The 24,958-nt window shown below is 46.2% G+C and carries 26 protein-coding genes and 1 riboswitch; of the genes, 25 read left to right on the plus strand and 1 reads right to left on the minus strand.

What is annotated here, in order from left to right:
• The first annotated feature begins 112 nt into the window (after window positions 1-112).
• From spoIIM to ACL9RM_RS04255, 5 genes are all read left to right on the plus strand, one after another.
• Complete coding sequence (spoIIM, locus tag ACL9RM_RS04235) at window positions 113-766, plus strand: stage II sporulation protein M (protein ID WP_023989222.1); 654 nt, start codon at window positions 113-115, stop codon at window positions 764-766.
• Between the two features lie 99 nt (window positions 767-865).
• Window positions 866-1,363, plus strand: coding sequence for a Fur family transcriptional regulator (locus tag ACL9RM_RS04240; protein ID WP_039270985.1), 498 nt, complete (start codon window positions 866-868; stop codon window positions 1,361-1,363).
• 166 nt (window positions 1,364-1,529) lie between these two features.
• Window positions 1,530-1,772 carry a YqzK family protein gene (locus ACL9RM_RS04245; RefSeq protein ID WP_069289838.1) on the plus strand — a complete coding sequence of 81 codons (243 nt, stop codon included), beginning with the start codon at window positions 1,530-1,532 and terminating at the stop codon, window positions 1,770-1,772.
• 105 nt (window positions 1,773-1,877) lie between these two features.
• Window positions 1,878-2,822: a site-specific tyrosine recombinase XerD gene (gene xerD / locus ACL9RM_RS04250; protein WP_250268723.1), complete on the plus strand. Its 945-nt coding sequence runs from the start codon at window positions 1,878-1,880 to the stop codon at window positions 2,820-2,822.
• A 72-nt stretch (window positions 2,823-2,894) separates the two neighbouring features.
• Window positions 2,895-3,719 (plus strand): purine-nucleoside phosphorylase, encoded by an 825-nt coding sequence (locus ACL9RM_RS04255; protein WP_209947348.1) that lies wholly within the window; start codon window positions 2,895-2,897, stop codon window positions 3,717-3,719.
• A gap of 124 nt (window positions 3,720-3,843) precedes the next feature.
• Here the strand turns inward: ACL9RM_RS04255 and ACL9RM_RS04260 are convergent, their stop codons facing one another.
• Window positions 3,844-5,055: an O-antigen ligase family protein gene (locus ACL9RM_RS04260; RefSeq protein ID WP_039270991.1), complete on the minus strand. Its 1,212-nt coding sequence runs from the start codon at window positions 5,053-5,055 to the stop codon at window positions 3,844-3,846.
• Window positions 5,056-5,259: 204 nt separating this feature from the next.
• Here ACL9RM_RS04260 and ACL9RM_RS04265 point away from each other — a divergent pair, with 204 nt between their 5' ends.
• From ACL9RM_RS04265 to ytfJ, 20 genes are all read left to right on the plus strand, one after another.
• The gene (locus ACL9RM_RS04265; protein ID WP_250268721.1) at window positions 5,260-6,903 is read left to right on the plus strand and encodes a glycoside hydrolase family 55 protein; all 1,644 of its coding nucleotides are present in this window, start codon (window positions 5,260-5,262) and stop codon (window positions 6,901-6,903) included.
• Window positions 6,904-7,116: 213 nt separating this feature from the next.
• Window positions 7,117-8,310, plus strand: coding sequence for a D-alanyl-D-alanine carboxypeptidase family protein (locus ACL9RM_RS04270; protein WP_250268720.1), 1,194 nt, complete (start codon window positions 7,117-7,119; stop codon window positions 8,308-8,310).
• A 96-nt stretch (window positions 8,311-8,406) separates the two neighbouring features.
• Complete coding sequence (spoIIAA, locus tag ACL9RM_RS04275; RefSeq protein ID WP_013310782.1) at window positions 8,407-8,760, plus strand: anti-sigma F factor antagonist; 354 nt, start codon at window positions 8,407-8,409, stop codon at window positions 8,758-8,760.
• Window positions 8,757-9,212, plus strand: coding sequence for an anti-sigma F factor (gene spoIIAB / locus ACL9RM_RS04280; protein WP_039270996.1), 456 nt, complete (start codon window positions 8,757-8,759; stop codon window positions 9,210-9,212). Before spoIIAA ends, spoIIAB begins: the two co-directional genes overlap by 4 nt.
• 11 nt (window positions 9,213-9,223) lie before the next feature.
• Window positions 9,224-9,979, plus strand: a complete 756-nt coding sequence (sigF, locus tag ACL9RM_RS04285; RefSeq protein ID WP_023989213.1) for an RNA polymerase sporulation sigma factor SigF — start codon at window positions 9,224-9,226, stop codon at window positions 9,977-9,979.
• Window positions 9,980-10,155: 176 nt separating this feature from the next.
• Window positions 10,156-10,809 (plus strand): stage V sporulation protein AA, encoded by a 654-nt coding sequence (locus tag ACL9RM_RS04290; RefSeq protein ID WP_039270998.1) that lies wholly within the window; start codon window positions 10,156-10,158, stop codon window positions 10,807-10,809.
• Entirely contained in the window at window positions 10,806-11,228 is a 423-nt protein-coding gene (locus ACL9RM_RS04295; RefSeq protein ID WP_039271000.1) for a stage V sporulation protein AB, read from the plus strand. Before ACL9RM_RS04290 ends, ACL9RM_RS04295 begins: the two co-directional genes overlap by 4 nt.
• A gap of 25 nt (window positions 11,229-11,253) precedes the next feature.
• Window positions 11,254-12,939 (plus strand): spore germination protein, encoded by a 1,686-nt coding sequence (locus ACL9RM_RS04300; RefSeq protein ID WP_250268719.1) that lies wholly within the window; start codon window positions 11,254-11,256, stop codon window positions 12,937-12,939.
• Window positions 12,940-13,049: 110 nt separating this feature from the next.
• Complete coding sequence (gene lysA, locus ACL9RM_RS04305) at window positions 13,050-14,417, plus strand: diaminopimelate decarboxylase (RefSeq protein WP_250268718.1); 1,368 nt, start codon at window positions 13,050-13,052, stop codon at window positions 14,415-14,417.
• Between the two features lie 162 nt (window positions 14,418-14,579).
• The gene (locus ACL9RM_RS04310; RefSeq protein ID WP_013310775.1) at window positions 14,580-15,014 is read left to right on the plus strand and encodes a peptidylprolyl isomerase; all 435 of its coding nucleotides are present in this window, start codon (window positions 14,580-14,582) and stop codon (window positions 15,012-15,014) included.
• A gap of 251 nt (window positions 15,015-15,265) precedes the next feature.
• Window positions 15,266-16,279, plus strand: a complete 1,014-nt coding sequence (locus tag ACL9RM_RS04315; protein WP_190297512.1) for a 2-oxoacid:acceptor oxidoreductase family protein — start codon at window positions 15,266-15,268, stop codon at window positions 16,277-16,279.
• A complete protein-coding gene (locus ACL9RM_RS04320) occupies window positions 16,279-18,567 on the plus strand; it encodes a thiamine pyrophosphate-dependent enzyme (RefSeq protein ID WP_061829238.1) in 2,289 nt (762 codons plus the stop codon). The genes ACL9RM_RS04315 and ACL9RM_RS04320 overlap by 1 nt, the downstream gene beginning before the upstream one ends.
• 219 nt (window positions 18,568-18,786) lie before the next feature.
• Window positions 18,787-19,254: an IDEAL domain-containing protein gene (locus tag ACL9RM_RS04325; RefSeq protein WP_039271008.1), complete on the plus strand. Its 468-nt coding sequence runs from the start codon at window positions 18,787-18,789 to the stop codon at window positions 19,252-19,254.
• A gap of 68 nt (window positions 19,255-19,322) precedes the next feature.
• Window positions 19,323-19,496: riboswitch (FMN riboswitch) on the plus strand.
• Window positions 19,497-19,826: 330 nt separating this feature from the next.
• Complete coding sequence (gene ribE, locus ACL9RM_RS04330) at window positions 19,827-20,492, plus strand: riboflavin synthase (RefSeq protein ID WP_039271010.1); 666 nt, start codon at window positions 19,827-19,829, stop codon at window positions 20,490-20,492.
• Between the two features lie 60 nt (window positions 20,493-20,552).
• Window positions 20,553-21,236 (plus strand): 3,4-dihydroxy-2-butanone-4-phosphate synthase, encoded by a 684-nt coding sequence (ribB, locus tag ACL9RM_RS04335; RefSeq protein ID WP_302057459.1) that lies wholly within the window; start codon window positions 20,553-20,555, stop codon window positions 21,234-21,236.
• Between the two features lie 79 nt (window positions 21,237-21,315).
• On the plus strand, window positions 21,316-21,780 hold the full coding sequence (ribE, locus tag ACL9RM_RS04340) for a 6,7-dimethyl-8-ribityllumazine synthase (protein ID WP_250268717.1): 465 nt from the start codon (window positions 21,316-21,318) through the stop codon (window positions 21,778-21,780).
• Window positions 21,781-21,953: 173 nt separating this feature from the next.
• The gene (locus ACL9RM_RS04345; protein WP_103048712.1) at window positions 21,954-22,748 is read left to right on the plus strand and encodes a segregation and condensation protein A; all 795 of its coding nucleotides are present in this window, start codon (window positions 21,954-21,956) and stop codon (window positions 22,746-22,748) included.
• A complete protein-coding gene (gene scpB / locus ACL9RM_RS04350; RefSeq protein WP_013310766.1) occupies window positions 22,717-23,328 on the plus strand; it encodes an SMC-Scp complex subunit ScpB in 612 nt (203 codons plus the stop codon). Before ACL9RM_RS04345 ends, scpB begins: the two co-directional genes overlap by 32 nt.
• 167 nt (window positions 23,329-23,495) lie before the next feature.
• A complete protein-coding gene (locus ACL9RM_RS04355) occupies window positions 23,496-24,209 on the plus strand; it encodes a DUF2953 domain-containing protein (RefSeq protein ID WP_250268716.1) in 714 nt (237 codons plus the stop codon).
• A 166-nt stretch (window positions 24,210-24,375) separates the two neighbouring features.
• A complete protein-coding gene (ytfJ, locus tag ACL9RM_RS04360) occupies window positions 24,376-24,867 on the plus strand; it encodes a GerW family sporulation protein (protein WP_061829234.1) in 492 nt (163 codons plus the stop codon).
• Window positions 24,868-24,958 lie beyond the last annotated feature (91 nt).

Here is a 24,958-nt window from a genome sequence, read left to right on the forward strand (position 1 = left end):
ACATCATTCGTGATGTTTGATCTGCAGCGAAAGCTGCCCCACTTCTAGCCATCAGCCGTCGGATTACGGTTGTTTTTTGGACAAACAAGCAGATGAAAGGGGCAGGACGCCGATGCAATGGTTTCGTCATACGTTAAAGGATCAGACGCCGTATTATGTTTTCTTGGCTGTGCTGTTTCTGGTGGGAGTCGTCTTTGGTGCACTTATGGTAAACGCGCTCTCGCTGGAGCAGTTACAGGATTTGTCCCGTTACCTGAAGGATTTTTTTGTAACGGTCAATCAAAACGAACAGGGCTTCGCTGATTCACAGGCGGCCTCGACCTTTTGGGATAGCGTATCTTTACATCTGAAATGGGTCGGCCTAATTTGGGTGTGTGGCCTTTCGGTTATTGGTCTACCGGGCATTCTTGTATTGAATTTCCTCAAGGGTGTGCTAATCGGATTTTCAGTAGGTTATATGGTGGGGCAATATTCGTGGAAAGGACTGCTATTTTCTTTGGTTTCAGTTGCTCCCCATAACCTGCTCGTGATTCCGGTACTGCTCGTCTGCAGCGTGGCTGCGATGACTTTTTCCATCCATATGATCAAAACCAAAATACTCGCTACCCGGCCGTCAGACGGAATGCTGCGTCCGTTGCTGTCTTACGCAGGATTGACTGCTGTGATGATGGTGCTTCTTATTGGTAGCGCGTCCTTTGAAACTTGGATCACCCCGGTTATGATGCAATGGGTCACTCCTATGCTGACAGCTTCCGTGTCATCTTAATCCGTTTCAAAATGTTTGACTTTATTTGTATAGACCCCCTATAATAATAGGAGTGAAAAAAGTGCAGTAGGCAGTAGCTTTGCAGGGGGAGGGAGACACATGGAAGCACGGATCGAAAAAATTAAGCAGCAACTACAATCCCAGGGCTACAAACTAACGCCTCAGCGGGAAGCCACCGTCAGAGTTTTACTTGAGAACGAAGATGATCATCTGAGTGCGGAAGATGTATTTATGCTCGTCAAAGAGAAAGCTCCCGAAATCGGTCTGGCAACCGTATACCGTACCCTAGAACTGCTAAGTGAACTGCATGTCGTGGAGAAAATTAATTTTGGTGATGGCGTTGCGCGTTATGATTTGCGCGGCGATACAACCAAACATCACCATCACCATTTGATATGTGTGCAGTGTGGCAGTGTAGATGAAATACTGGAAGATTGGCTTGGACCATTGGAGGAGCGCCTGGAACGGGAATATAATTTTACCGTAGTGGATCATCGTTTGGACTTCCACGGTATTTGTTATCGTTGTAAGGCGAAGAACGATACGACCGCTCAGAAATCTTTGGGCAAATCCAAAAAAAACAAATCTCAGGACTAAAAGCTGACTACCCAAGCTCTCACCGACGAAGATGCGTTCGGGAGAGCTTTTTTGGTTCGGGATCTGTTGTTCGGGATTAAGCGGTATAAAAAGGAATAGCTTGTCATACCCTTCCATAGAGAGTCCTAATTAGGGCCATATTCTGGGGAAAAGGCGGCTGATTCACATGGTACTATCGTTGCGGAGAGGACTAAAATGGCTGCGTTTGGTAATCTTGTTCGGGGTGCTGGCATGTATGCTCTTTTTTAGCCTCAGGCTCTTTACAGATTGGATAACACCTGTAGATCATTACCGAATACCGGAAGGACATGCAGTTAAGGTATTTGGCGGACAAAAAGTAAATGAAGGGTCCGAGCATCGAATAGCAGTGTTGGAACGTTTACGTTTCTTTTACTGGTATGGTGAATAGTCTAAGTAATCGGTCTTGATGAGCTTATGAAATGAAGGCAGCACACGAAGAAGCAGACGCTGAGACTGAACCGCTGTATGTAGAACAAGGAGACTTTTGGAACTCATGAAAATGTACATTCAACCTTTCGCTCAATATATGGAAGAGGAAAAGGGTTTGTCGCGCAGCACTTTGGAAGCGTATCAACGAGACGTACAGCAGTTTGTCGAGTTCGCAGAAAGCTGTGGAATTGAGCAGCCGGATAACGTCCAACGGTCACATCTGGTACTGTATTTGGGCCGTTTGAAGGAACAGGGAAAAGCTGCGGCGACGATATCACGTAGTGTCGCCTCCATTCGCTCCTTTTTTCATTTTCTTATTCGGGAGGGAATTACGATCCATGATCCGTCCGTTCTGCTGGAGCTGCCTAAAGCGACTAAAAAGAAGCCCTCGGTGCTAACGCAGGATGAGGTAGAGCGTTTGCTGGCCGCGCCAGATGTGACTGCCCCGCAAGGGGTGCGAGACAAGGCGATGCTGGAGTTGTTATATGCGACGGGCATTCGCGTATCGGAGCTGATTGCCCTTAACGTGCGTGATGTGCGCACCGATCTGCGCTTTGTGCACTGTGGCGGCGAGGCAGGCAAGGAGCGTGTTGTACCGATCAGCCGTGAGGCATCACAGTGGGCACAAGCCTACATGGATGAGCAGCGTCTATTATTGCTGAGATCCGGGCAGGGTGAAGAAGCTCAGGTAGAGCAGGAAGCCATGTTCCTGAACGTATCTGGACAGCGTCTCAGTAGACAGGGCTTCTGGAAAATGATTAAGAAGTACGGCCAGGAAGCAGGCATAAGCGAGGATATCACGCCCCACACGCTGCGGCATTCCTTTGCGGTACATATGCTGGAGGGCGGAGCGGACTTACGCTCTGTACAGGAAATGCTGGGTCATGCTGATCTGTCAACGACGCAGGTATATGCGCAGACGGCAAGACGGAATATGAAGGAAGTATATGAAAAGCATCACCCGCACGGCGGCAACCGCACTTCTCATGAAAGCAAAGATCGAACGTAACGATACTTTACTTTCATAGAAAATGTGATAATGACTATAACTTTACGATTGTACAAGTCAGGAGAGATACTAATGTCAACAGCCAACCAAGCTACAATTCAGGAAGCAGCAGAATATATCCGTGCCAAAAGCGGAATACGTCCAGAGATTGGTCTTATTCTGGGATCGGGTCTCGGTATTCTGGCCGATTTAATTCAGGATGGAATTAGTATTCCTTATCAGGATATTCCCCATTTTCCTGTATCGACGGTAGAAGGTCATGAGGGAGAATTACTGTTAGGCACGATTGAAGGTCGCGCTGTCGTCATGATGAAAGGACGCTTCCATATGTATGAGGGCTATGGCCCGCAACTGACGGCTTTCCCAGTTCGGGTGATGAAGCAATTGGGGATTCAAAGTCTGCTGGTGACGAATGCAGCAGGTGGTGTAAATACTTCCTACGAAGCAGGCGATCTGATGGTCATCTCGGATCATCTTAATCTGACAGGACAAAATCCGCTGATCGGACCGAACGATGCCGGTCTGGGCGTTCGTTTTCCAGACATGTCGGAGGCGTACAGCCGCCGCTTGCGTGAAATTGCTAAGCAAACGGCTAACCAACAGGGCTTCAGCCTGCAAGAAGGTGTATATGCTGGATTGCTGGGACCTAACTATGAAACGCCTGCTGAAATCGTCATGCTGCGTACACTGGGCGCAGATGCGGTGGGTATGTCGACCGTATCTGAGGTTATTGTAGCCCGTCATGCAGGTATTGAGGTACTGGGCTTCTCCTGTATCACGAATATGGCCGCAGGCATTCTGGATCAACCTTTGTCCCATGGTGAAGTGATGGAGACGGCAGAGAAGGTACGTGAGCAATTTTTAAAACTTGTGCTAGCGATTATTCCACAAATGTAGATTGGGGATCATGTTCAACCGAAGCGGTGGACATATATCCCAAGAACCCCGTATCCGAACGCCTTTTGTTGGCGTGGGTACGGGGTTCTTTTTCACATACAGCGGTTGAGCTGAGTATGATCTCCTAATGAAGAGGCTGTGTGCTCAATGCAGTTGAATTCGCTTTTTCTGCTACAGCCAGTTTATGTCGTTCTTGCACCTTGATCACAATAACCATAAAAATAATCCAGTAAATAGATAGCGAGTTCAGGAAACGGCTGTCCGTTATATTATTCAATACGATAAAAAGGAAAAAAACCGCTGCCGTTAGCCATGTATACATATCTGCTTTACCAATTCTGAATTTAAATAAAGTGGTTATGGCGAGTGTAATGGTTGCCAGTAGTCCTGTAAGGCCCACATCGATCCACAGATCTCGGAAACCGCTATGGCTGCTTGTCAGATCAAATCGAATTCCATTCGCATAGATACTGGGCCGGGCTGCCCAGTAGGAGCCGTAACCATGTCCGAACCAGTAATGGCTCTGAATAGCACCACCAATCCCCTGCCAGATTTCCGTTCTTCCAGTTAAGGTCGTTGTTTTTCCAAATTCCGACGCAATCGCATCTCCATAAGTAAAGATGAATACCAAACCCAAAAGAACGAACAAGCAGGAACAGCTAATGAAGAAACCGCGTAATGCAATGCTTCGGATTCTCTTGAATAGCAATATAAACAATATAAATACGAAGAGCGAAGATGTCAGCACCAAAGAGGTGGTAGATTGGCACTCGATGAGCAATAAGGCATTGAGTAAGATGAAGCCAATATGCAAAACTTTATGTTTACCCCTGAAAAAGTAAATAACATGTGAAACAAAACTTAACAGAGAGAGAGTTCCAAGTGTATTTTTATGACCAGAGATGCCCTTCCATAGCCCAGTATGTTCTACGCCACCATGAATAGCAAAGGAGGGAACGAGCAAAACGGCGAGTAGATTGAGGATGCTCAAAATACTTAACGTAACGACTAAGAGGCGAATGCAGCCCTGTGTTGTATAATGAGTGACCAAATAGAGTCCAAAGGTAGAGAAGGCAAGAAATTTGAGAACCATCAGCAAGGAAGAGGTCTGCTCTTGTTCAGCCCATAAACAGGAGGCAGCGATGTACAGCATGAGTAAAGTCAGCAACGGATTGTCGACTAAGGTTGCGATCAATGACTTGAGTGAAGGTAGTAGCATGGTATAGCTGAACAACAGAATAAGCAGGGAAATCGTGATAACTCTGGGGGACAAACCCTGACAAGCATAAGGAATCGAAAAAGCCAGTAAACCAGCTACGGTAAGTACATGTTTCACGATTTCACCACCTAGATACATTATGTATCTATATTATACAAAACGTATCTTCTTGTACAATAATAATAAAATATTTATTTTCATTTTTCTCAAGCCTAGAGCAAGCCCTATTGTGCATATACTCAGTCCATGCTAAGAAAATGAAGAATTCTTCGGCTTGGTTAAAAAGGAACTTTTTATGTTTTTAAACCTGGGGGTGTTCGGGTGGCGGATCATTTTACAGACCGTTTGAAGTTGAATTTGAGTGGTACAGGCAAAGACTTAACGCCGCAGCAATTAAATGAAAATTTTAAAACCATTGAAAAAGAATTCATTGAACGCAGTGTAAACGTAAGTTGGTTTGGAGCTGCTGGTGATGGTATTCAGGATGACACGGCAGCTTTGCAGGAGTTGATTAATAAGACCCCCGATTATTCCATTCTTCACATCCCCAGTGGACGATACAAAATAACCTCTACCCTACAGATTCGCAAGCAGGGTGTACGCATTTTTGGCATTCATAAGGGCAGATACCGACAAGGCAAAGGTGTTACGTCGATTGAATATTATGGTACGGGTCCTTGTTTTCAAATTGGAGATGAAAGTCTACCCTCGTTTAGCGGATTTCAAAATGTGCAGTTTCATGACTTATCGATCCGGTACGAGGGGGCTGACAGATCCACATTAAATAATCCGTTTTCGCAGTCAGTGAAGCGTGGATATTATGGCAAAGGTACTTTAGGTATTCAGGATTGGAAGGGCGGCGGAGTTACCCTAGATAACGTCCTAATTGAGCATTTTGAAACGGCTTTTTGGGGCTACGAAAGTGATGTGAATTTATTTAAATGCACGGAGATTAATTACAATAAAACAGGGATTCACTTGCAGAATAGAAGTTCACAGTTTACTAGCATAGCGCTTTTTACATTGGGGAACGATACGGCATTGGATCTGAACAGCTCCAACGGAGCCAGATTTTTGGCTAGCCAGCACATTAAGGATGGAAGTTCCAATGATATTCCCATTCTAATTAATGATTTTATGAACGCTGAATTTATAGGTTGCTGGTTTGAGGGACTAAGCAGAGAGCATAAGATGACAGTGCCTTCTTTTATTCAAATTGGTGCTACCAAAGAAACGAAAAATGTGGCCTTGCGTGACTCCATTTTAGCGATAGCGGACAAATTCGATGACACCCAATCCGTATGTAACTATTTTGTGGATGTGGTCATTGGCAAAAAAATTTTGGTGGACGAGGTGGGAGGGTATCCCCGTAATCTAAAGCAGCTTATTTCTTTCTCTGGTAGCTCTTCCACACAGCAGGTGACACTTCGCTCACATTTGGATTTTAGCTATAGCAATAATCGTTATGACGAGAACAATGGGACAGGGCAGGCTTTGCTGCTGGTCGAGAAATACTCGAACAACGGAATTGAGCATTTGGACGAAACCTTTGTTAAAGCCTACCTGGGAGCAAGGCAAAATCTCCCCGCAGGTAGCTGGCAGAAGGTAAAGTTCAATCAAATCAACCATGATGAGCTGATTGAATTCGACGCGGCGAATAGCCGATGGCGAGCCAAGCGAGCTGGGAAATACAGAATACAAGTTTACATTTCGACCGATCCTCAAGTGGATGGGAATCGCACACGGCTGGCACTTCACCTGAATGATGAGCAGCTTGCCGGGAGCTCCGCCTATGCCTATCTCGATGATAGGGTTATCGGCGGACTGAACTATAGTGCATTGAGTGGAGCAATGGAACTTAGACTGGAAGCGAATTCTTTTATTGATATACGGGTGTTTAGTCAAAATACAATGGATATTTTACCGGGTGGCGGTATCACATATCTCACCGTAAGCCGAATTTAAACCATTATTTCACAGACGATAGATGTTCTGTCGTTTTATATATTGGAAAAAGCGCACCATGCTGACTCAGCTTGGTGCTATTTGATGTTTTTATCCATATGGAATATTTTTCTTTCATTCTGACGACAATGGTTAGCAGCACGCGAATAGACCGGAGAGATCAGTAAATGGGCTCCGGTGCTTTACGCCAATATGTTGAGGAGGGAACCGATTGTGAAGAAAAAAGTGGTGGCGTTCATCCTGGCTTGCCTTATAGCCTTGACTGCCGTCCCTGTCGGCGGTTGGGCCGAAGAAAGCATACCTGAAAGCAAAACCAAAGAGGGATCAGCGGCTGAGCTAGCTCCCCAGGCTCTCTCGGCGATCCTGATGGATGCAGATACGGGCACAGTCATCTATGAAAAAAACAGTCGTGAAAAGCTTCCTCCAGCGAGCATCACCAAGATTATGACGATGTTGCTGACCATGGAGGCCATTCAGGATGGCAAGCTTAAGCTGACCGATAAAGTTCGTGCCAGCGAATATGCATCTTCAATGGGGGGCTCGCAAATTTTCTTGGAGCCGGGAGAAGAAATGACGGTCGATGAGATGCTGAAGGGAATCGCGATGGCTTCCGGCAACGACGCTTCTGTGGCGATGGCTGAGAAAATTGCAGGGTCTGAGCAGGTTTTTGTCGACATGATGAACGCCAAGGTGCAGCAGCTCGGGCTCAAGGATACGCATTTTGCCAATTGCAACGGTTTACCCGTAGAAAATCACTATTCTTCTGCGCATGATATTGCGGTTATGAGCCGGGAGTTGTTGAAATACCCGCAAATTACGAAATATACGGGAGCCTATCAGGACTATTTGCGCAAATCCTCAGTCAAACCCTTTTGGCTGGTGAATACGAATAAACTTGTCCGTTTCTATACTGGAGCAGACGGGCTGAAAACAGGCTATACGGGAGAAGCAAAGTTCTGTCTTTCCGCTACTGCGAAGCGTGATGGCTTGCGCGTCGTAGCTGTCGTGCTTGGGGAGCCGAATACGAAGATACGCAACAATGAAGTATCTTCCATGTTCGACTATGCGTTTTCTCAATATACAATGAAATCCATATACAAGCCGGGTGAATTGCTGGGCAGCGTAAAAGTTGAAAAAGGCGTATTGCCAGAGCTGAAAATTCAGGCTGATCGTTCCTACAGCGTGCTGGTGAAAAAAGGTGGCAACAAACAAACGTTGCGTCATGAATTACAACTGGCCCCAAGCCTCAAAGCTCCTGTCCGGGCTGGTGACCCAATCGGTAAGCTGGTCGTCTATCAGGATGGACAACGTCTTAAGGAGTTTAATATCATTTCGCCTGTGGCTATCGAAAAGGCCGGATGGTGGAAATTGTTTAAACGTACCATGTCGAACCTATTTTCTTTGTAGATTTTACGGGGTTTTCTTCTAGTTTTGTCGGAGGGCAGGAATCGTCTGCGGCTACGTAGAAATCCTTGTCCAAGACCGGGAGGAGAGTGAGTAAGCATGAACCTGCAAATTGAAATGGAGCATCACCGGGGGGTACTGATTGTAAGGCTGTCTGGTGAGCTTGATCACCATACGTCGGACATGGTCCGTATGCAAATGGATGAGGCGATTCAGCGTCGGCAATGCGAGCATATTGTGCTCAGCCTGAAGAATCTTCAGTTTATGGATAGCTCCGGCCTTGGCGTTATCTTGGGACGGTACAAATTGATCAAGCAAAAGGGCGGGAAAATGGCAGTCTGTGATGTCAATCCGCCAGTACACCGACTGCTGGATATGTCCGGGCTGTTCAAAATCATGCCCATATATGACAACGAGGGAAATGCGCTCACGGAACTGGAGGTAGTGTCATGAGAGAAGGCACGGGTAACAATTTCATGAGCTTGCAGTTTGCTGCCAAATCGGAGAATGAAGCATTTGCTCGTGTGGCTGTCGCGGCATTTATTTCTAGGCTTGATCCCACAATGGATGAGCTAAGTGATTTGAAAACCGTGGTGTCTGAAGCGGTGACAAACAGCATTATTCACGGTTATGACAGCGACCCGTCAGGTGTCGTAACGATCAAAGTCAGGATTGAAGCGGACGTGATTACGTTGGTTGTTGAGGACGCAGGCCGAGGAATTGAAGATCTGGAACTTGCCAAGCAACCTCTATATACGTCCAAACCTGAATTGGAACGCTCCGGCATGGGCTTTACGATTATGGAAAATTTCATGGATGAGTTTGAAGCAGTCAGTGAGCCGGGCGGAGGCACGTCGGTCCGGATGAAGAAAAGGATTGAATCCAAGAAAGCTTTATATAATTAGGAGTTGATCCTATGGAAGCAGGAGGAAAAAAAACTTCGCACAGCTATTTGGAGGATGCGGAAGTCAAGCGGCTTATTGCACTGAGTCAATCCGGTGATAATGAGGCTCGTGAGACACTGGTCAATAGTAATATCCGGCTCGTCTGGTCTGTCGTGCAGCGCTTTATGAACCGGGGGTATGAACCTGACGATCTTTTTCAAATTGGTTGCATCGGCTTGTTAAAATCGGTGGATAAATTCGATCTCAGCTACGAAGTCAAATTTTCAACATATGCAGTACCGATGATTATCGGTGAGATTCAACGGTTCCTGCGTGATGACGGTACACTCAAAGTTAGCCGTTCCTTGAAGGAAACGGCCAATAAGGTCCGCAAAATGAAAGACGAGCTATCCAAACGGCTCAACCGTCTGCCTACAGTCAAGGAAGTTGCTGATGAGCTGGGAGTGACACCGGAGGATGTTGTTTTTGCGCAGGAGGCCAATAAGCCGCCTACCTCCATTCACGAAACGGTGTTCGAAAATGACGGTGATCCAATTACACTTATGGATCAGATTGCTGACGAATCACAGGAAAGGTGGTTCGACAAGCTGGCACTCAATGAAGCCATTGGCGGACTATCTGAGCGGGAGCGGTTGATTGTGTACCTGCGCTATTACCGGGATCAGACTCAATCAGAGGTTGCAAGTCGGCTTGGTATTTCTCAGGTACAGGTATCACGGCTGGAAAAAAAGATTTTACAACTGATCCGCGATCAGATTGCCCAATAATAACAGTCAGGATCTTAGTGAAATCTTTATGCTTACGTATTTAAAAAGGGTATTCCAAAGCCATTTTAATGGCCAGGGGTACTCTTTTTTGCGTGGGATAAAAGACAATACACAGAATAGGTTTCCTCGCTTCGTTCCATACTAATCGATAATTACGAGGATAAGGAGGGGATCGGATGACTCATAGTCCGGCTCCTACAGTAGCTCCTATTGTCTACTTGCGGCTCCGCAGCCGTGTTCGCATGATACAAGGGCAGGATTTACATTTGGGTGATGTAGCCCATCTGCTGACTAATCCTGAATGGGAAAAGGATCTGCTTGAGCTTGTTCTCAAGCGGCCGCAGCACCAGGACGGTAATCTGATACTGATAGACATGCTGCAGATCATAGCAAAAATTAGAGATCATATTCCGGGGGTCGTAGTTGAATCTCTCGGGAAGCCACATGTACTTGTGGAACTCGTGGAGAAACCCCGTAAGCCGTCCAAAATACTGTTTGTTTTGGTATGGGTGCTTCTGTTTTTTGGTTCTGCGCTGACAATTATGAATTTTCATGCCGACGTTAGCATGATGGAGGTACAGGTTCGGATTGTGGAGATGATTACGGGACATAAAGATGAACATCCGTACCTGTTTCAAATTGCTTACTCGATCGGCATCGGCTTTGGCATGATCGTTTTTTTTAATCACTTGTTCAAGAAAAATTGGAACGAGGAGCCGACGCCGCTGGAGGTGGAAATGTATCTGTACCAGGAAAATGTGGATCAGTATGTTGTGGCAGAGGAGTATGAAAAGATGGCCCGTTTGCACACAAAGGATAAGAAACCATGATATTTGTACAGGCTGCACTTCAGATTATTTTAGGTATTGCTGGGGGCCTTGCGGTGGGTAGCGGTGTAATTGCTTTTTTTATTGTGCTGGATATCATGCCGCGATTAGCACAACTCACCCGTACGTATAAAAAATCACGTGCATACGAAAAGGCAATGATTATAGGTTCAGTGCTGGGGACTGTGGTCGATTTTTGGAACATTTGCTTGCCACTACCGGGCATATTTACATGGATACCTGGGTTGTTTTGCGGAGTGTTTATTGGTTTGCTCGCCGCGGCTTTAACGGAGGTGTTGAATCTCCTGCCTATACTCGCCAAGCGACTCCACATGACCGTGTATATGTTTGGCCTATTAATGGCAATGGTGCTTGGCAAGGTGACGGGTTCCTTATTTGACTGGTTTGTATACAACCGTTAACAACGAAAGCGAGGGGGCAAGGAATATGGATCACAGAGCGGATCAAGAGCAACATCAAGAAGACGGGGGAATCGGAAAGGAATATCATACTGACGGAGAAGAGTTGAGTCCATGGAAGGAAAAGCAGGCGCAGGAATCCGCACGTTTTAAACACAAAAAAGAGAGTGAGCGGTCTGATAACGTAGAGGAGTCCGTTCGCTACTGGCAGAACGAAGATGATATATCGCCGAGGATGAAGGATAATAAGAATACACTTGAAACAGTATTAGGTTTGGGGGAGACCTTTGATGTGGTATTCAGGGAAATGACACTGGGTGGGCGTCATACCGGATATCTGTTCCTAAATACCTTTGCGAAAGATCAGATCATGCTTGAAGTGCTAAAGCGTCTCACCTATCTGACGCCGGATAATCTCTCTTCGGATGGACTACAAGCGTATTTCGAAAATTTTATTCCACATATTCAGGTGGAGAAGACAGATAAGATGTCTGTCGTCATTAACAAGGTGCTGACAGGGATGAGTGCCTTTTTCATGGAAGGCGAACGATTTTCCCTTATTCTGGATACTCGTAATTATCCGGTGCGTAGTCCGGAGGAACCTTCTTTGGAGCGGGTTGTGCGCGGTGCCCGCGACGGGTTTACTGAAACAATGCTTACAAATGTAGGTTTGGTGCGCCGACGTTTGCGGGATCCAGGACTTAAATTTGAGGCAATGCAGGTCGGACGTCGAACCCGAACAGACGTATGTTTGGGCTACATTGACGATATTGTGGATAAGGTGATGGTGGATACTGTACGAGACAAAATTAAAAATGTTAATTTGGATGGTATTCCTCTGGCCGATAAGCAATTAGAGGAGACGATTATCAATAAAGGTTGGAATCCATATCCATTAGTACGATATTCGGAGCGACCAGATGTCGTGGCTTCGCATATTATGGAAGGAAGGCTCGTTATTTTCGTCGATACCTCACCCAGCGTGATGATCTTGCCTACCACTTTTTTTGACTTGTGTCAGCATGCAGAAGAGAATCGGCAAACTGCTTTTATGGGAAGTTATTTGCGCTGGGTACGTTTTTTAGGCATATTTGCCTCGATGTTTCTGCTTCCCATGTGGCTGCTAATGGTTATCAATCCCGAATTAAAACCGGCGTTTCTCGATTTTATCGGTCCTCAAAAGGAAGCACATCTTCCGCTGATTGCACAGTTTATCATCGTGGAACTAGGGGTCGATCTTATGCGAATGGCGGCTGTGCATACTCCGACACCACTGGCTTCCGCTATGGGCTTGATCGCAGCCATTCTAGTCGGTGACATAGCGGTTCAGACGGGACTTTTCGTGAATGAGGTCGTGCTGTATATGGCTGTCGCTGCCATAGGAATGTTCGCAACACCGAGCTACGAGCTAGGGCTGGCGAATAGACTGATTCGACTATTCCTGCTGGTTGCTGTTGCAATTTTTCACGTACCGGGCTTTGTCGTGGGTACGACACTGATCATTTTGATGCTGACGCTGCATCGGTCATATAATTCTTCGTATTTGTGGCCGTTCATTCCTTTTAATGCCAAAGCGTTAGCTTCCATCTTGTTCCGCATGCCTGTACTAGATGCACCTAACCGCCCGTCATCTAACAAAACGAGGGACAATACGCGTATGCCCCATACGGATGCCGACACAGATTCGAACTCAGGCAATGGACAAGAGCATTAATATAAATGATCTGCATAAAAATCCATTGTTCTTGATGTTTTTTTTGCTATACTGGTGTAAACATTCGATGGAATATGACTAGCTTGTTCCAGAAAGAGAGGCGCCAGAACATGTATTTGCATGGAAGCAGTAAAATTAACAGCAATGGACATTTGGAAATCGGCGGTTGTGATACAACACTTTTGAAAGAGCGTTTTGGCACACCGCTATATATTGTTGACGAACAGTTAGTCCGCCGGCGCTGCCGGGAGTATATAGAAGCTTTTCGTGAAACCGGATTGAAGTTTCAAGTCGCTTATGCAAGCAAAGCGTTTTGTGTTATGGCGATGTGCGCTTTAGCTGCTGAAGAAGGGATGTCACTTGACGTAGTTTCCAGTGGAGAATTGTTTACTGCGCTACAAGCAGGGTTCCCGGCAGAGCGAATCCATTTCCACGGCAATAACAAAACACCGGAAGAAATTGAAATGGCGTTAGATGCGCAAATTGGCTGCTTCGTCGTCGATAGCGAAATGGAGTTGCATTTGTTGCAGGCCCTTGCCTCCGAGAAAGAACAGCAGGTGAATATCTTACTGCGGGTTACACCAGGGGTTGAGGCGCATACGCATGAATATATGGCCACAGGTCAAGAAGATTCGAAATTTGGCTTTGACATTGGAAACGGTACAGCACGCCAAGCAGTGGAACAGGCTATCAAGCTAGACCATCTTAACCTGCTGGGGGTACATTCTCATATCGGTTCGCAAATATTCGAAGTGAATGGCTTCCAAATGGCTGCTGAACGGGTTGCAGCTTTTTCCAGAGAAATTAAGGAACAGCTTCAGTTTTCTTTCAAAGTGATTAATCTGGGTGGGGGATTTGGCATTCGCTACACAGAAGAGGACACACCACTGAAAGTATCAACCTATGTACAGGCTATCGGCGAAGCGGTGAAAACTTATTTTTCAGGACTTTACGATGAACTTCCAGAAATTTGGATTGAGCCGGGACGCAGTATTGTAGGCGATTCAGGTACGACCTTATATACGGTAGGAAGCATCAAGGATATTCCGCAGGTACGTAAATATATCTCGGTAGATGGCGGGATGACAGATAATCCACGCCCTGCACTGTATCAGGCCAAGTATGAAGCGATGCTGGCTAACCGAGCGCAGGATACGAACGAAGAGACGGTGTCCATTGCGGGCAAATGCTGTGAAAGCGGCGATATGCTGATTTGGGATGTAGAGCTGCCTCGTATAAATAGCGGCGATTTGCTCGCTGTTGCCTCAACCGGAGCCTACAATTACTCCATGGCGAGTAATTATAACCGAATACGTCGACCAGCAGTTGTATTTGTCAACAACGGTGAGGCCGAGTTGGTAGTGCGTCGGGAAACCTACGAAGATATCGTACGCAACGATGTTGTGCCACAGCGCTTGATTCGTGATCAAGCTAGTCCAGTGGTTCAGCCCAACGCCAAGATTACCGTTTCGTCCTGATTTTAGAATTGTAAGATCATGCAGGCCATTGAGTCGGTAATAATACACCGGGGACAATGGCTCTTTTTTTTGGACAAGACTTTGCTAAGCGCGGCAATTCATAGTAAACTGGAACTTGATGTTATTTAGTTCTCAAAACAGGTTGAAAAGGAGATACAAACAATGAAAAAAGGTAGAATAGATCTTGAAAACGGCGGTATCGTTGAAATTGACTTTTTCCCAGAAGAAGCTCCAAACACCGTTGCTAACTTTGAAAAGCTGGCAAACAGCGGTTACTACAACGGTTTGAGCTTCCACCGTGTCATTCCGGGCTTTGTTGCTCAAGGTGGTTGTCCAATCGGTAACGGTACAGGCGGTCCTGGTTACACGATTGACTGTGAAACAGCTACGAATACAACAAAGCATGCCAAAGGCGTTCTGTCCATGGCTCATGCAGGTCGCAACACAGGTGGCAGCCAATTCTTTATCTGCTACGCTCCACAACCACATTTAGATGGAGTACATACTGTATTTGGTAAAGTAACCAAAGGTATGGAATTCATTGATGCTGTAAAACAAGGCGACAAAATGAAAGAGGTTAAAGTATTTGACGTGTAATTTTACCGTTAATTACATGATCTTTTTCAAATAGCGTTGCACCTAAGCCGTTCTGTCTTTGGACAGGGCGGCTTTTGTTGTCTTTTGTTTGACGGTTTATTGATTTTCGCAATCACGTAGGCATTACAGTGCGTTAGATCACATTCGAAAAGTAAGTGTTGTGATAGCCTTTCGATAAGAATGCATTTTCCATTTATTTTATATGAGTATTCAAACTCAGTAAGGATTGGAAAAGAAGGGGGCTTATCACATTGTCTATTTTAACGCGCACAAATCGACTCGGATTTTTTGAAATCCGGCTGGAATCCATTGGTGGACTCGGCGCTAATCTGGCTGGCAAAATGTTGGCCGAAACCGGGGTGCTTGGTCTGGGGCTGAATGCTTCAAATTTTTCGTCCTACGGTTCGGAAAAAAAGGGAACTCCGGTTAAAAGCTTCGTCCGCTTCTGTGAGCCGGAGGTCGATATTCGGGATCACAGTCCGATTGAGCAACCGCATGTGGTAGGCATTTTCCATGAAACGTTATACAAAACGGTAAATGTAATCAGCGGACTGCCAGCGGATGGGATTGTAGTGGTTAATTCCACGCGTCCAGCAGAAGAAATACGGGCTGATTTGGGACTGGTATCCGGTACACTAGCGGTGGTGGATGCGATGGGCATCGCACTGGAAGAGCGGACCAAACTAAATACGTCCATGCTCGGTGCCTTGTTCCGTGTCTGTGATTTCCTGGACCCGGAAGCGATGAGATCGGTTATACGCAGTACCTTTGAAAAGAAAAATCCACTGTTAGTGGAACCTAATCTCCGTACGTTTAACCGGGGGTATGAGGAAATGGAACTGCACGTATATCCAGTTACTGATGACGCAGAGGATCGGGTCTTTGAACGTCCGCAGCCACTGCTGGGATACGAAACGCAACTACTGGGGGGCGTTATTGCAACTCAGGGAAACAGCATGACAAGAGATGTTAGTGGTTCACGTCAGGGGTATGTGCCTGAATATGAAGCTGATAAATGTACCCATTGTGCCAAGTGTGATTCGATTTGCCCGGATTACTGTTTTGTATGGGAAGAGCAAGCTGACAAACGCGGAAGAATGATGCCATTTTTGCAAGGGATTGATTACCAGTATTGCAAAGGATGTCTGAAATGTGTAGATATTTGCCCATCGGGGGCATTAAGCTCGCGTCGTGAGCAATGGGGATGGGCGGAACAGAATCGAGTTGCCCACCAATTTCCGGTATATGAAGGAGGGCGTGCGTAATGGCAAAACTGGAGGAAGAACTCAAACAGACAGGCGCCGCGCAAGTGACAACGTTCGAATCCGGTAATGAAATGGCAGCTACGGCGGCTGCGCAGATTAATTATCATATGATGGGATATTTCCCGATTACTCCATCTACTGAGGTAGCGCAGTATTTGGATCAGATGAGAACGAGAGGTCAGCATAATATTAAGCTGGTTGCAGCAGACGGAGAACACGGATCGGCAGGGATTTGTTATGGAGCTGCCGCAGCGGGAGCGAGGGTTGTGAACGCCACTAGTTCGCAAGGTTTCCTGTACATGCTGGAGCAGTTACCTGTTCAGTCAGGTACCCGTTTTCCAATGGTTATGAATCTGGTGACACGAGCTGTCAGTGGTCCCCTGGATATTCGCGGGGATCATTCGGATCTGTACTATGGTTTGAATACAGGCTGGGTCATTTTGACGGCAAGTACACCACAGGCTGTGTATGATATGAACATCATGGCACTAAAAATCGCAGAGCATAGCGATGTTCGGCTACCTGTAATGGTTGCATATGACGGTTTTTATACGTCCCATCAAAAACGTAAAGTGCAATATTTTGCAGATGCTGAGACCGTGCGCGGTTTTGTAGGTCCTAACCCGAACTTAAATTATCCGAATATTACTGATTTTGATCATCCTGTTACCGTAGGTGCGCATATGAACGGTGATGACCTGACGAATAATCATGTTCAGCTGTCCGAAGCACTGAAGCTGTCCGAAGGAGTATATGAGCAGGTAGCAGCAGAATATGCCGCTTTATCCGGTCGGGAATACCCGATTTTAGATCTGTATCAAATGGAGGATGCTGAGGTCGCGGTATTCCTGTTGAATTCGGCGGCTGAATCGGCTAAGGATGTGGCGGATCAACTCCGTGCGCGCGGGATTAAAGCTGGTGTGATACGTCCGAATATCATCCGACCGTTCCCAGCCGCACAACTGCGGGAAGCCTTACGTGATGTCAAGGCGCTGCTGGTAGGTGAACGTGCAGACTCGTATGGGGCAGACGGCGGGAATTTAACGCATGAAATTAAGGCGGCCTTGCAGGAGGACCCACTGAATCGGACACTCGTGTTGAGCCGTATTTTTGGCTTGGGCGGCAAGGATTTTTATGCGGAAGATGCAGAGGCGTTCTTCCAGCTTGCGATTGAGGCGGCAGAGGCCGGACGAGCGGAGAAGCCCTTTGATTATTACGGTATTAATCCGGGTTCACCGGACAAGGTGATGCCGCAAGTTATGCAGCCGCCACGTGGCAATGCATACCGTACGGGCCTGATTCAGGTTACGCCGGACGAGGCGACCGGGAAGCTCAAAGTCAAGGTGCCACCCCTGCGGTCGTTGACAACCAAACCACGCCGTCTTACACCAGGTCACGGGGCTTGCCCAGGATGTGGGGCATTGTCTGCGCTGGAACTGTTTTTCAAAGGTATTGAAGGGGATATTGTCGTGTTGTTCCAGACAGGCTGCGTTTATGTGACGACGACAGGGTATCCATATACATCACACAAACAACCGATGATCCACAATCTTTTTCAAAACGGGGCCGCTACACTTTCAGGAGCGCTGGAAGCTTATATGGAAATGAAGCGCCGTAATGAAATTGAAATGTCGGACGATCCGACCTTTATCATGATCAGTGGTGACGGTGGGATGGATATAGGTATGGGTTCTGCGATTGGTGCGGCTCTGCGTAATCATAAGCTGATCATGCTGGAATATGATAACGAAGGGTACATGAATACAGGTTCACAGCAATCATACTCCACTCCGGTTGGTCACATGACCAGTACGTCGGGTGTAGGGAAAATGCAAAAAGGAAAGCAAGGACATCACAAGGATACCGTACAAATCATGGCTGCTTGTAACATTCCGTATGCTTTTACAGCAGCTGAAAGTCATCCGCAGGATATGCTGCGCAAAGCAGCCAAGGCTCAATGGTATGCGAACAACGTGGGTACGGCCTATGGTAAGATCCTGTGCGCCTGCCCGCTGAATTGGAAATCTGATGACAGACTGGGCACCAGCATTGTGGGCGCTGCAGTCGAGTCTTGTTTCTTTCCTTTGTACGAAATAGAGCAAGGCAGTACGACAATTACGTACAATCCGGAAGACAAGGGAAAACGGATTCCAGCTGCTGAATGGTTGAAATTAATGGGTAAAACGAAGCATCTTCTCAAGGAGGAGGCTACGCTGGCTACCTTTGAGCAGGAGATTGAGCGTCGCTGGACTATCCTGAAAAAGAAACATGAAATTTCAGAGCTATAATTACGTTTTTTGCATAATCATCGATTAACATTGTTAGCCGCTGTTACTGTAGTGGTTCAATCAAGATTCTTTGCGTTTATTGCGCAAAGAATCTTTTTTGTCGTTTATGGGTTGAAGCATAAAAAAACAGGTAATGATTTCCGATATAGGAGTGGAGGCCTATAAGAGGCACGTTAAAAAGTTTTCTTCTGAATTTTAAGATGCAATGAGGTGCAGGTAATGATTAAGCTGAATACAGTTGAAATAATCGAAATTATAAAGAAGCAGATCCCTAAGGTTATGAACATCCAGCCAGTGGAGCTAAAGTTTACGGATGATTTTGGACGGGCATCGTTGGCAGCGACAGAACACAAATTCACGCTGACGAACCAGCATTATTCTGCCAAGGTGATGGATTGCGTGTTAGAAACACAGGTACGCCCCATTTTAATGTGCGAAATTATTTATTTTCTGAAATGCGAGTTTATTGACGGACATGTTGATGTGCGACTGGATTATGAAGCAAGTTCTGAGGAAGGACGGGGACCGGTTGCTTCAGCCGTAATTACCTTTGATCATGCAACAGAGTTGGGAGTCGAGGAACTGGCCGATCTGATTGACTTGGCGCTTCATATGAATGATAAAACCTGGTTTGAAGAACTCTCCAGCCAATATGTCAAAACCAAAGCAGGAGCTTCTATTAGATAACTTGCTTTTTTTAGAAGTCGGTGCTAATATACGTAACAAGTTTAAAGTTAATTTAATTAAATAAGAGCAAGATCCTTCGGGGCGGGGCGAAATTCCCCACCGGCGGTGATGACATGTTTGTGGATCGTTTTTGTGAGAAACAGCATGGCTTAGTCCGTGACCCGGATGCTGAATGATCGGCAGAAGGTGGACCTGGTGCAAATCCGGGACCGACAGTATAGTCTGGATGGGAGAAGGATACGAAGCGCATGTGCATGACGTGACATGTGCCGATTTTTAGCATACCCAATTGTGCGTACAGCTTATTTCGTTGTAGGACAGCATCGGGCGATAGCTTGCTTAAGCTTTCTTTTTGATGGTGTTCAGAGCGTATTTGGTTGTATCCTCAGTCATGCTTTCTATTGGCAAACCTATGATTTCATGTCGTCTTAAGATGCATATGAACTGCGCTTGTATACTACAAATGTGACTCTCATCACCCCCATGACGGATTGAATCCGAACTGGGGGTTTTTTGCGCTTATAGCTGATGAATTAGGGATAAACTGAAATGTAGTGGAAAGGAGTGAAGGCATGTTTACCGGATTGGTCGAGGAAGTGGGTCGCATTCAAACTATTTCCAAAAGCGGTGAAGCGATGGTGCTGGGGATTTCGGGTTCCGTGGTGTTGGGCGATTTGAAAATAGGAGACAGTGTCTCAGTGAATGGCGTTTGCCTGACGGCGATACAGATCGGTACGAAAGACTTTAAGGTTGATGTGATGCCGGAAACCTTTCGCAGCAGTAATCTGAAAGAGTTGAGATCAGGCAGCCGAGTCAACCTGGAGCGAGCGATGGCGGCGAGCGGAAGGTTCGGAGGACATATCGTGCAAGGACATGTGGACGGGACGGGAACGATTCGCGGGGTAACATCAGATCAGAATGCAGTTGTGTTCGAAATTGAGCCTAAAAATCAAACATTATTTAAATATATTCTTCTCAAAGGGTCAATCACAATTGATGGTATCAGCCTCACAGTCGCACAGCGTACGGGAGATACCTTTGCCGTATCCATTATTCCCCACACCTTATCCGAAACGGCCTTACAAGCCAAACGTGAGGGAGATACCGTCAATATCGAATGCGATATTTTGGGCAAATATGTAGAACAGCTTTTAAATTACAGAGGTGCAGCGGAGGCGGAGATAGTAGAAGAAGCTCCTCTCAGTTTGGACTATTTGGCGAAACACGGCTTTGCCTGATATTGAAGGGTAAGCCTGTTTAGAAGCATTCGTGGCACAAGACATAAGGAGGAAAGTGTTATGGATAGAGGTAGCCAAACAAGTGCAATGGCAAACGTCATAGAGCATGGCGAGTTGGAACATGACGAAGAGATTCGTTTGGATTCCATCGAAGCAGCGTTGGAGGACTTAAAAAACGGTAAAGTCGTTATTGTAGTGGATGATGAACAGCGCGAAAATGAAGGCGATTTTATCGCTTTGGCTGAAAAAGCGTCGCCTGAGGTCATTAATTTCATGATTACAGAGGGTCGCGGGTTGGTCTGTGTGCCAATCACACGACAAAGAGCCGAGGCCTTGGAATTGCATCCTATGGTAGAGCAAAATACAGATTTCCACGGTACTGCCTTTACGGTATCGGTAGATCATATGAAGACAACAACGGGTATTTCAGCGGCCGAGCGCTCCTTGACTGTACGCGCCTTGGCAGACGAAGCAGTCACAGGCAGTGATTTCCGCAAGCCTGGTCACATGTTTCCGCTGATTGCTCGCGATGGTGGTGTCTTGCAGCGTGCTGGTCACACTGAAGCGGCTGTTGATCTGGCCCGACTCAGTGGCTTCAAGCCTGCTGGGGTCATTTGCGAAATTATAAAGGAAGATGGCTCAATGGCCCGCCTGCCTGATCTGGCAGTGGTCGCCAAGCGACATCAATTGAAGCTGATCAGTATTCAGCATTTGGTGGACTACCGTCGTCGTTTGTCATTGTAAAAATACATCTTGGTTCCAAGTAAATCTGAAGTATTGTCCGAAGTCCCTAAATAATTAAACTAAGAGAGGTTGATTAAACATGGCACGTTTTCTAGAAGGTAATCTCATATCGAACGGTTTAAAATATGGTATTGTGGTAGGCAGATTTAATGAGTTTATTACGACCAAGCTGTTAAGCGGCGCAATTGACGCACTTCAACGACATGGTGCACAGGAAGATGAAATTGATGTAGCCTGGGTACCGGGTGCATTTGAAATTTCACTGATTGCACAAAAAATGGCTGCAAGCGGCAAATATGATGCCGTAATTACGCTGGGTACGGTCATCCGTGGTTCTACTTCACATTATGATATCGTCTGCAATGAAGTGGCCAAGGGTGTGGCAGCGAGCAGCCTGAAAACGGGAGTGCCCGTTATTTTTGGTGTAGTGACTACAGAAAACATTGAACAGGCTATTGAACGAGCAGGTACAAAGGCTGGTAATAAAGGTTGGGATTCTGCACTGGCTGCGATTGAAATGGCCAATCTCGGCAAGCAATTTTAATGATAGGAATAGCTGAATAGAACGGTATAAACTGCAAGGTGAAAAAGGGATTGGATTGTTAAGCAAGGCGATGACGTATATACTACAGAAAGAGGGATTGATAACGTAGAGCATAAGTGCTATAGGGAAAGGTATTGTTGAATGATGATTGGAGTAAGGCAGGGGGAAGCACATTGACAGTCGTAAATTACAAGCTGGAAACATTCGAGGGTCCGCTGGATCTACTGTTGCATCTGATTGATAAAGCCGAGATCGACATTCAGGATATCCCGATTAGCGATATTACTGATCAGTATATGGCTTTTTTGCACAGTATGCAGGAGCTGGAACTGGACATTACGAGCGAGTTTCTGGTGATGGCGGCGACGCTCTTATCCATTAAGAGTAAATTGTTGCTTCCCAAGCCACCTGTGATGGAATATGACGATTTAGATTTTTATGAGGAAGAGGATTATGATCCACGTGAGGAACTGGTCCGCAAGCTGGTGGAGTATCGTAAATATAAAGGGATTGCTCGCCATCTAAGTGAACGTGAGTGGGAGCGGAGTCTAATTTATGGCAAGGAGCCAGAAGATCTAAGTGCATTCCTGCCCACTGAACCCGCAAATCCGGTGCATGGGCTGCATGCAAGCGATTTGGTTGCGGCCTTTCAGCGTGCTTTGCGCAAAGCAGAACGACGTACGACGGTAACCCGTGTTCATCGGGATGAAATATCAGTCAAGGACCGTATCCGGCAAGTTATTGGAGCTTTAGAGATGGTGGGGAATGGAGGACGGCTGCTGTTCTCCAAGCTGATGCATGAGGATATGTATCGGCATGAAGTGGTTGTGACCTTTTTGGCTATCCTTGAACTGATGAAAATGAAGCAAATTTTCTGTTATCAGGAGAAGCTTTTCGATGATATTGTAATGGAGTGGAGAGGGGATTTACGGGTTAATGGATTATCTGAAGCTGAAATCAATTATTGAGGGACTGCTGTTTCTCGCAGGAGAGGAAGGGTTGTCCACCAAGCAGATCGCCGACATTGTAGAGCAGCAGCAAGAGCTGGTTGAACAGTGCCTGGAAGATATGAAGCAGGACATGGAGCAGGGGGGAAGAGGTCTGCAACTTGTCCGTATTGCCGGTCATTATCAGCTTGCAACTTTATCCGAACATGCACCTTACTTTGAAAAGCTCGCATACTCTCCGGCACGTGCCTCACTGTCTCAAGCTGCTTTGGAGACGCTGGCCATTGTGGCCTACCGCCAGCCCATTACAAGAGTTGAAATCGAAGAGATTCGGGGTGTCAAATCCGAGCGGGCCATACATACACTGGTCAACAAGGAGCTCATTGAAGAGAAAGGTCGAGCTGAAGCCATCGGACGGCCAATATTGTACGGAACGACGAAATCATTTTTGGATTATTTCGGTCTGGGCTCTTTGGCAGATCTACCACAACCGGAGTTGTTCGAAGATTCGGACAATTTGGAGGAAGAGACTCAATTATTGTTCGAGCGTCTGGAGAGCAGCCAGCCTGCAGCCAACGATCTGGATCTTGAATCCCAATAAAGTTCATCCGGATCTTGCGGCTCACTTATGTAAAATTTCAAATAGACAGCCAGTCCTCAAGTATTTAGGGGCTGGCTGTTGGTATTTTAAGATGCATGATTTTCCGGCGAACGGTCATACTATTTTTGCCATGATATTTATAGCAAAAAGGTAGGGAGGACTCGCCAGTGTGGAAATGGATCAGTATCGCCATCATCGTCGTTATATTACTTGTGCTGGCTATTCTGCTCTCTCGTATTCGATTGAAGCTGGATATTGCCAAACATGACAATGATGATCGGGCGCATCTAGAGATCAGATTTCTATACGGGATGATTAAAATAAATTACGATGTTCCGGCCATTCTCATAACAGGTTTGAAAAAAGGGCTTCTCTATCGGCTTGATCGCAACAAAAACATACATAAAACGGATGCTTCCGTGGATAGCGGTAATATTGATACAGAAAAAATCAAGCAATTTATATATGATATACGGGTTTTGCTCAAGGGAACGAAATCCTTCAATCGATGGTTGCGACATACATTGGCACATGTGACGATGTCCAAAATGGAGTGGTCCACCAACATTAGTCTTGCTGACGCGGCTTATACAGCTACCTCAACCGGTATTTTGTGGGGATTAAAAACGACCTTGATCGGTTTTGCTTCCAGCTTTGTGCGCATGGATTGTACCCCTAAGCTGTATGTTGTGCCGTATTGGGTGGATCGCTTGCGTTTTACCACCACTTTGAACTGTGAAGCAAACGTATCGCTCGGCTATTTAATTTTCTCCATGCTCATCTTATCTTACCGCATATGGCGCGTTCCGGGTGGACCCGAGGCATGGAAGCGGGTTTTTTTCAAAAAAAATGAAGATCTTCAAGCTAACAATGAAAGATAAACTTTGAAATGTGGTGAAACTTAATCTTTCTGAACTTTGGGATTTCAGTGTCCTCCAGATTAAGGCATAACCGAATCGGATGACATACATATTTCCTTGAACTCCTGCGCACAATAGCGAAAGAAAAGGCAATCTACGCTTGAGATAAGCAGAGGAGGAATTAATCATGTCAGATCACCCGATTCAAGGGCTCATGCAAACCGCAATGGAAAACATCAAAGCCATGGTAGACGTGAATACGATTGTGGGAGACGCGGTGGAAACACCCGATGGTTCCGTTATTTTGCCAATCAGTAAGGTAGGATTTGGTTTCGCTGCCGGGGGAAGTGATTTTAACGTAGACGAAGAGGCACTTCATACTTCCTCGGCTTCCGGTAATCATAGCGGGAAGGAAGTTCATCCTTTTGGTGGCGGTAGCGGTGGTGGTGTATCTATTCATCCCATTGCTTTTCTGGTTGTTGGCAAACAGGGGGCACAAATCGTTCCATTGGACAACCAAACGCATCTGATTGAGAAACTCATTGACTCCACCCCATACCTGATTGATAAGGTTCAGTCTATCTTCCGGAATGCAGGCGACAACGTGCAGACTCCACCCCCACAGGTACCTGTAGATATTAATATTGATCAAAGTAATTCTGGACCGGCTTACTTGTAAAAGTCATTGGAAATGAAAAGCGTTCTCTCCGGAAGGTATCCCAAAGCCGAGTATAGGCTAAGGAATACCTTCTTTTCTGCTTACACTTGGC

The organism is Paenibacillus sp. S29 (genome assembly GCF_049319765.1).
GTDB lineage: Bacteria > Bacillota > Bacilli > Paenibacillales > Paenibacillaceae > Paenibacillus > Paenibacillus polymyxa_B.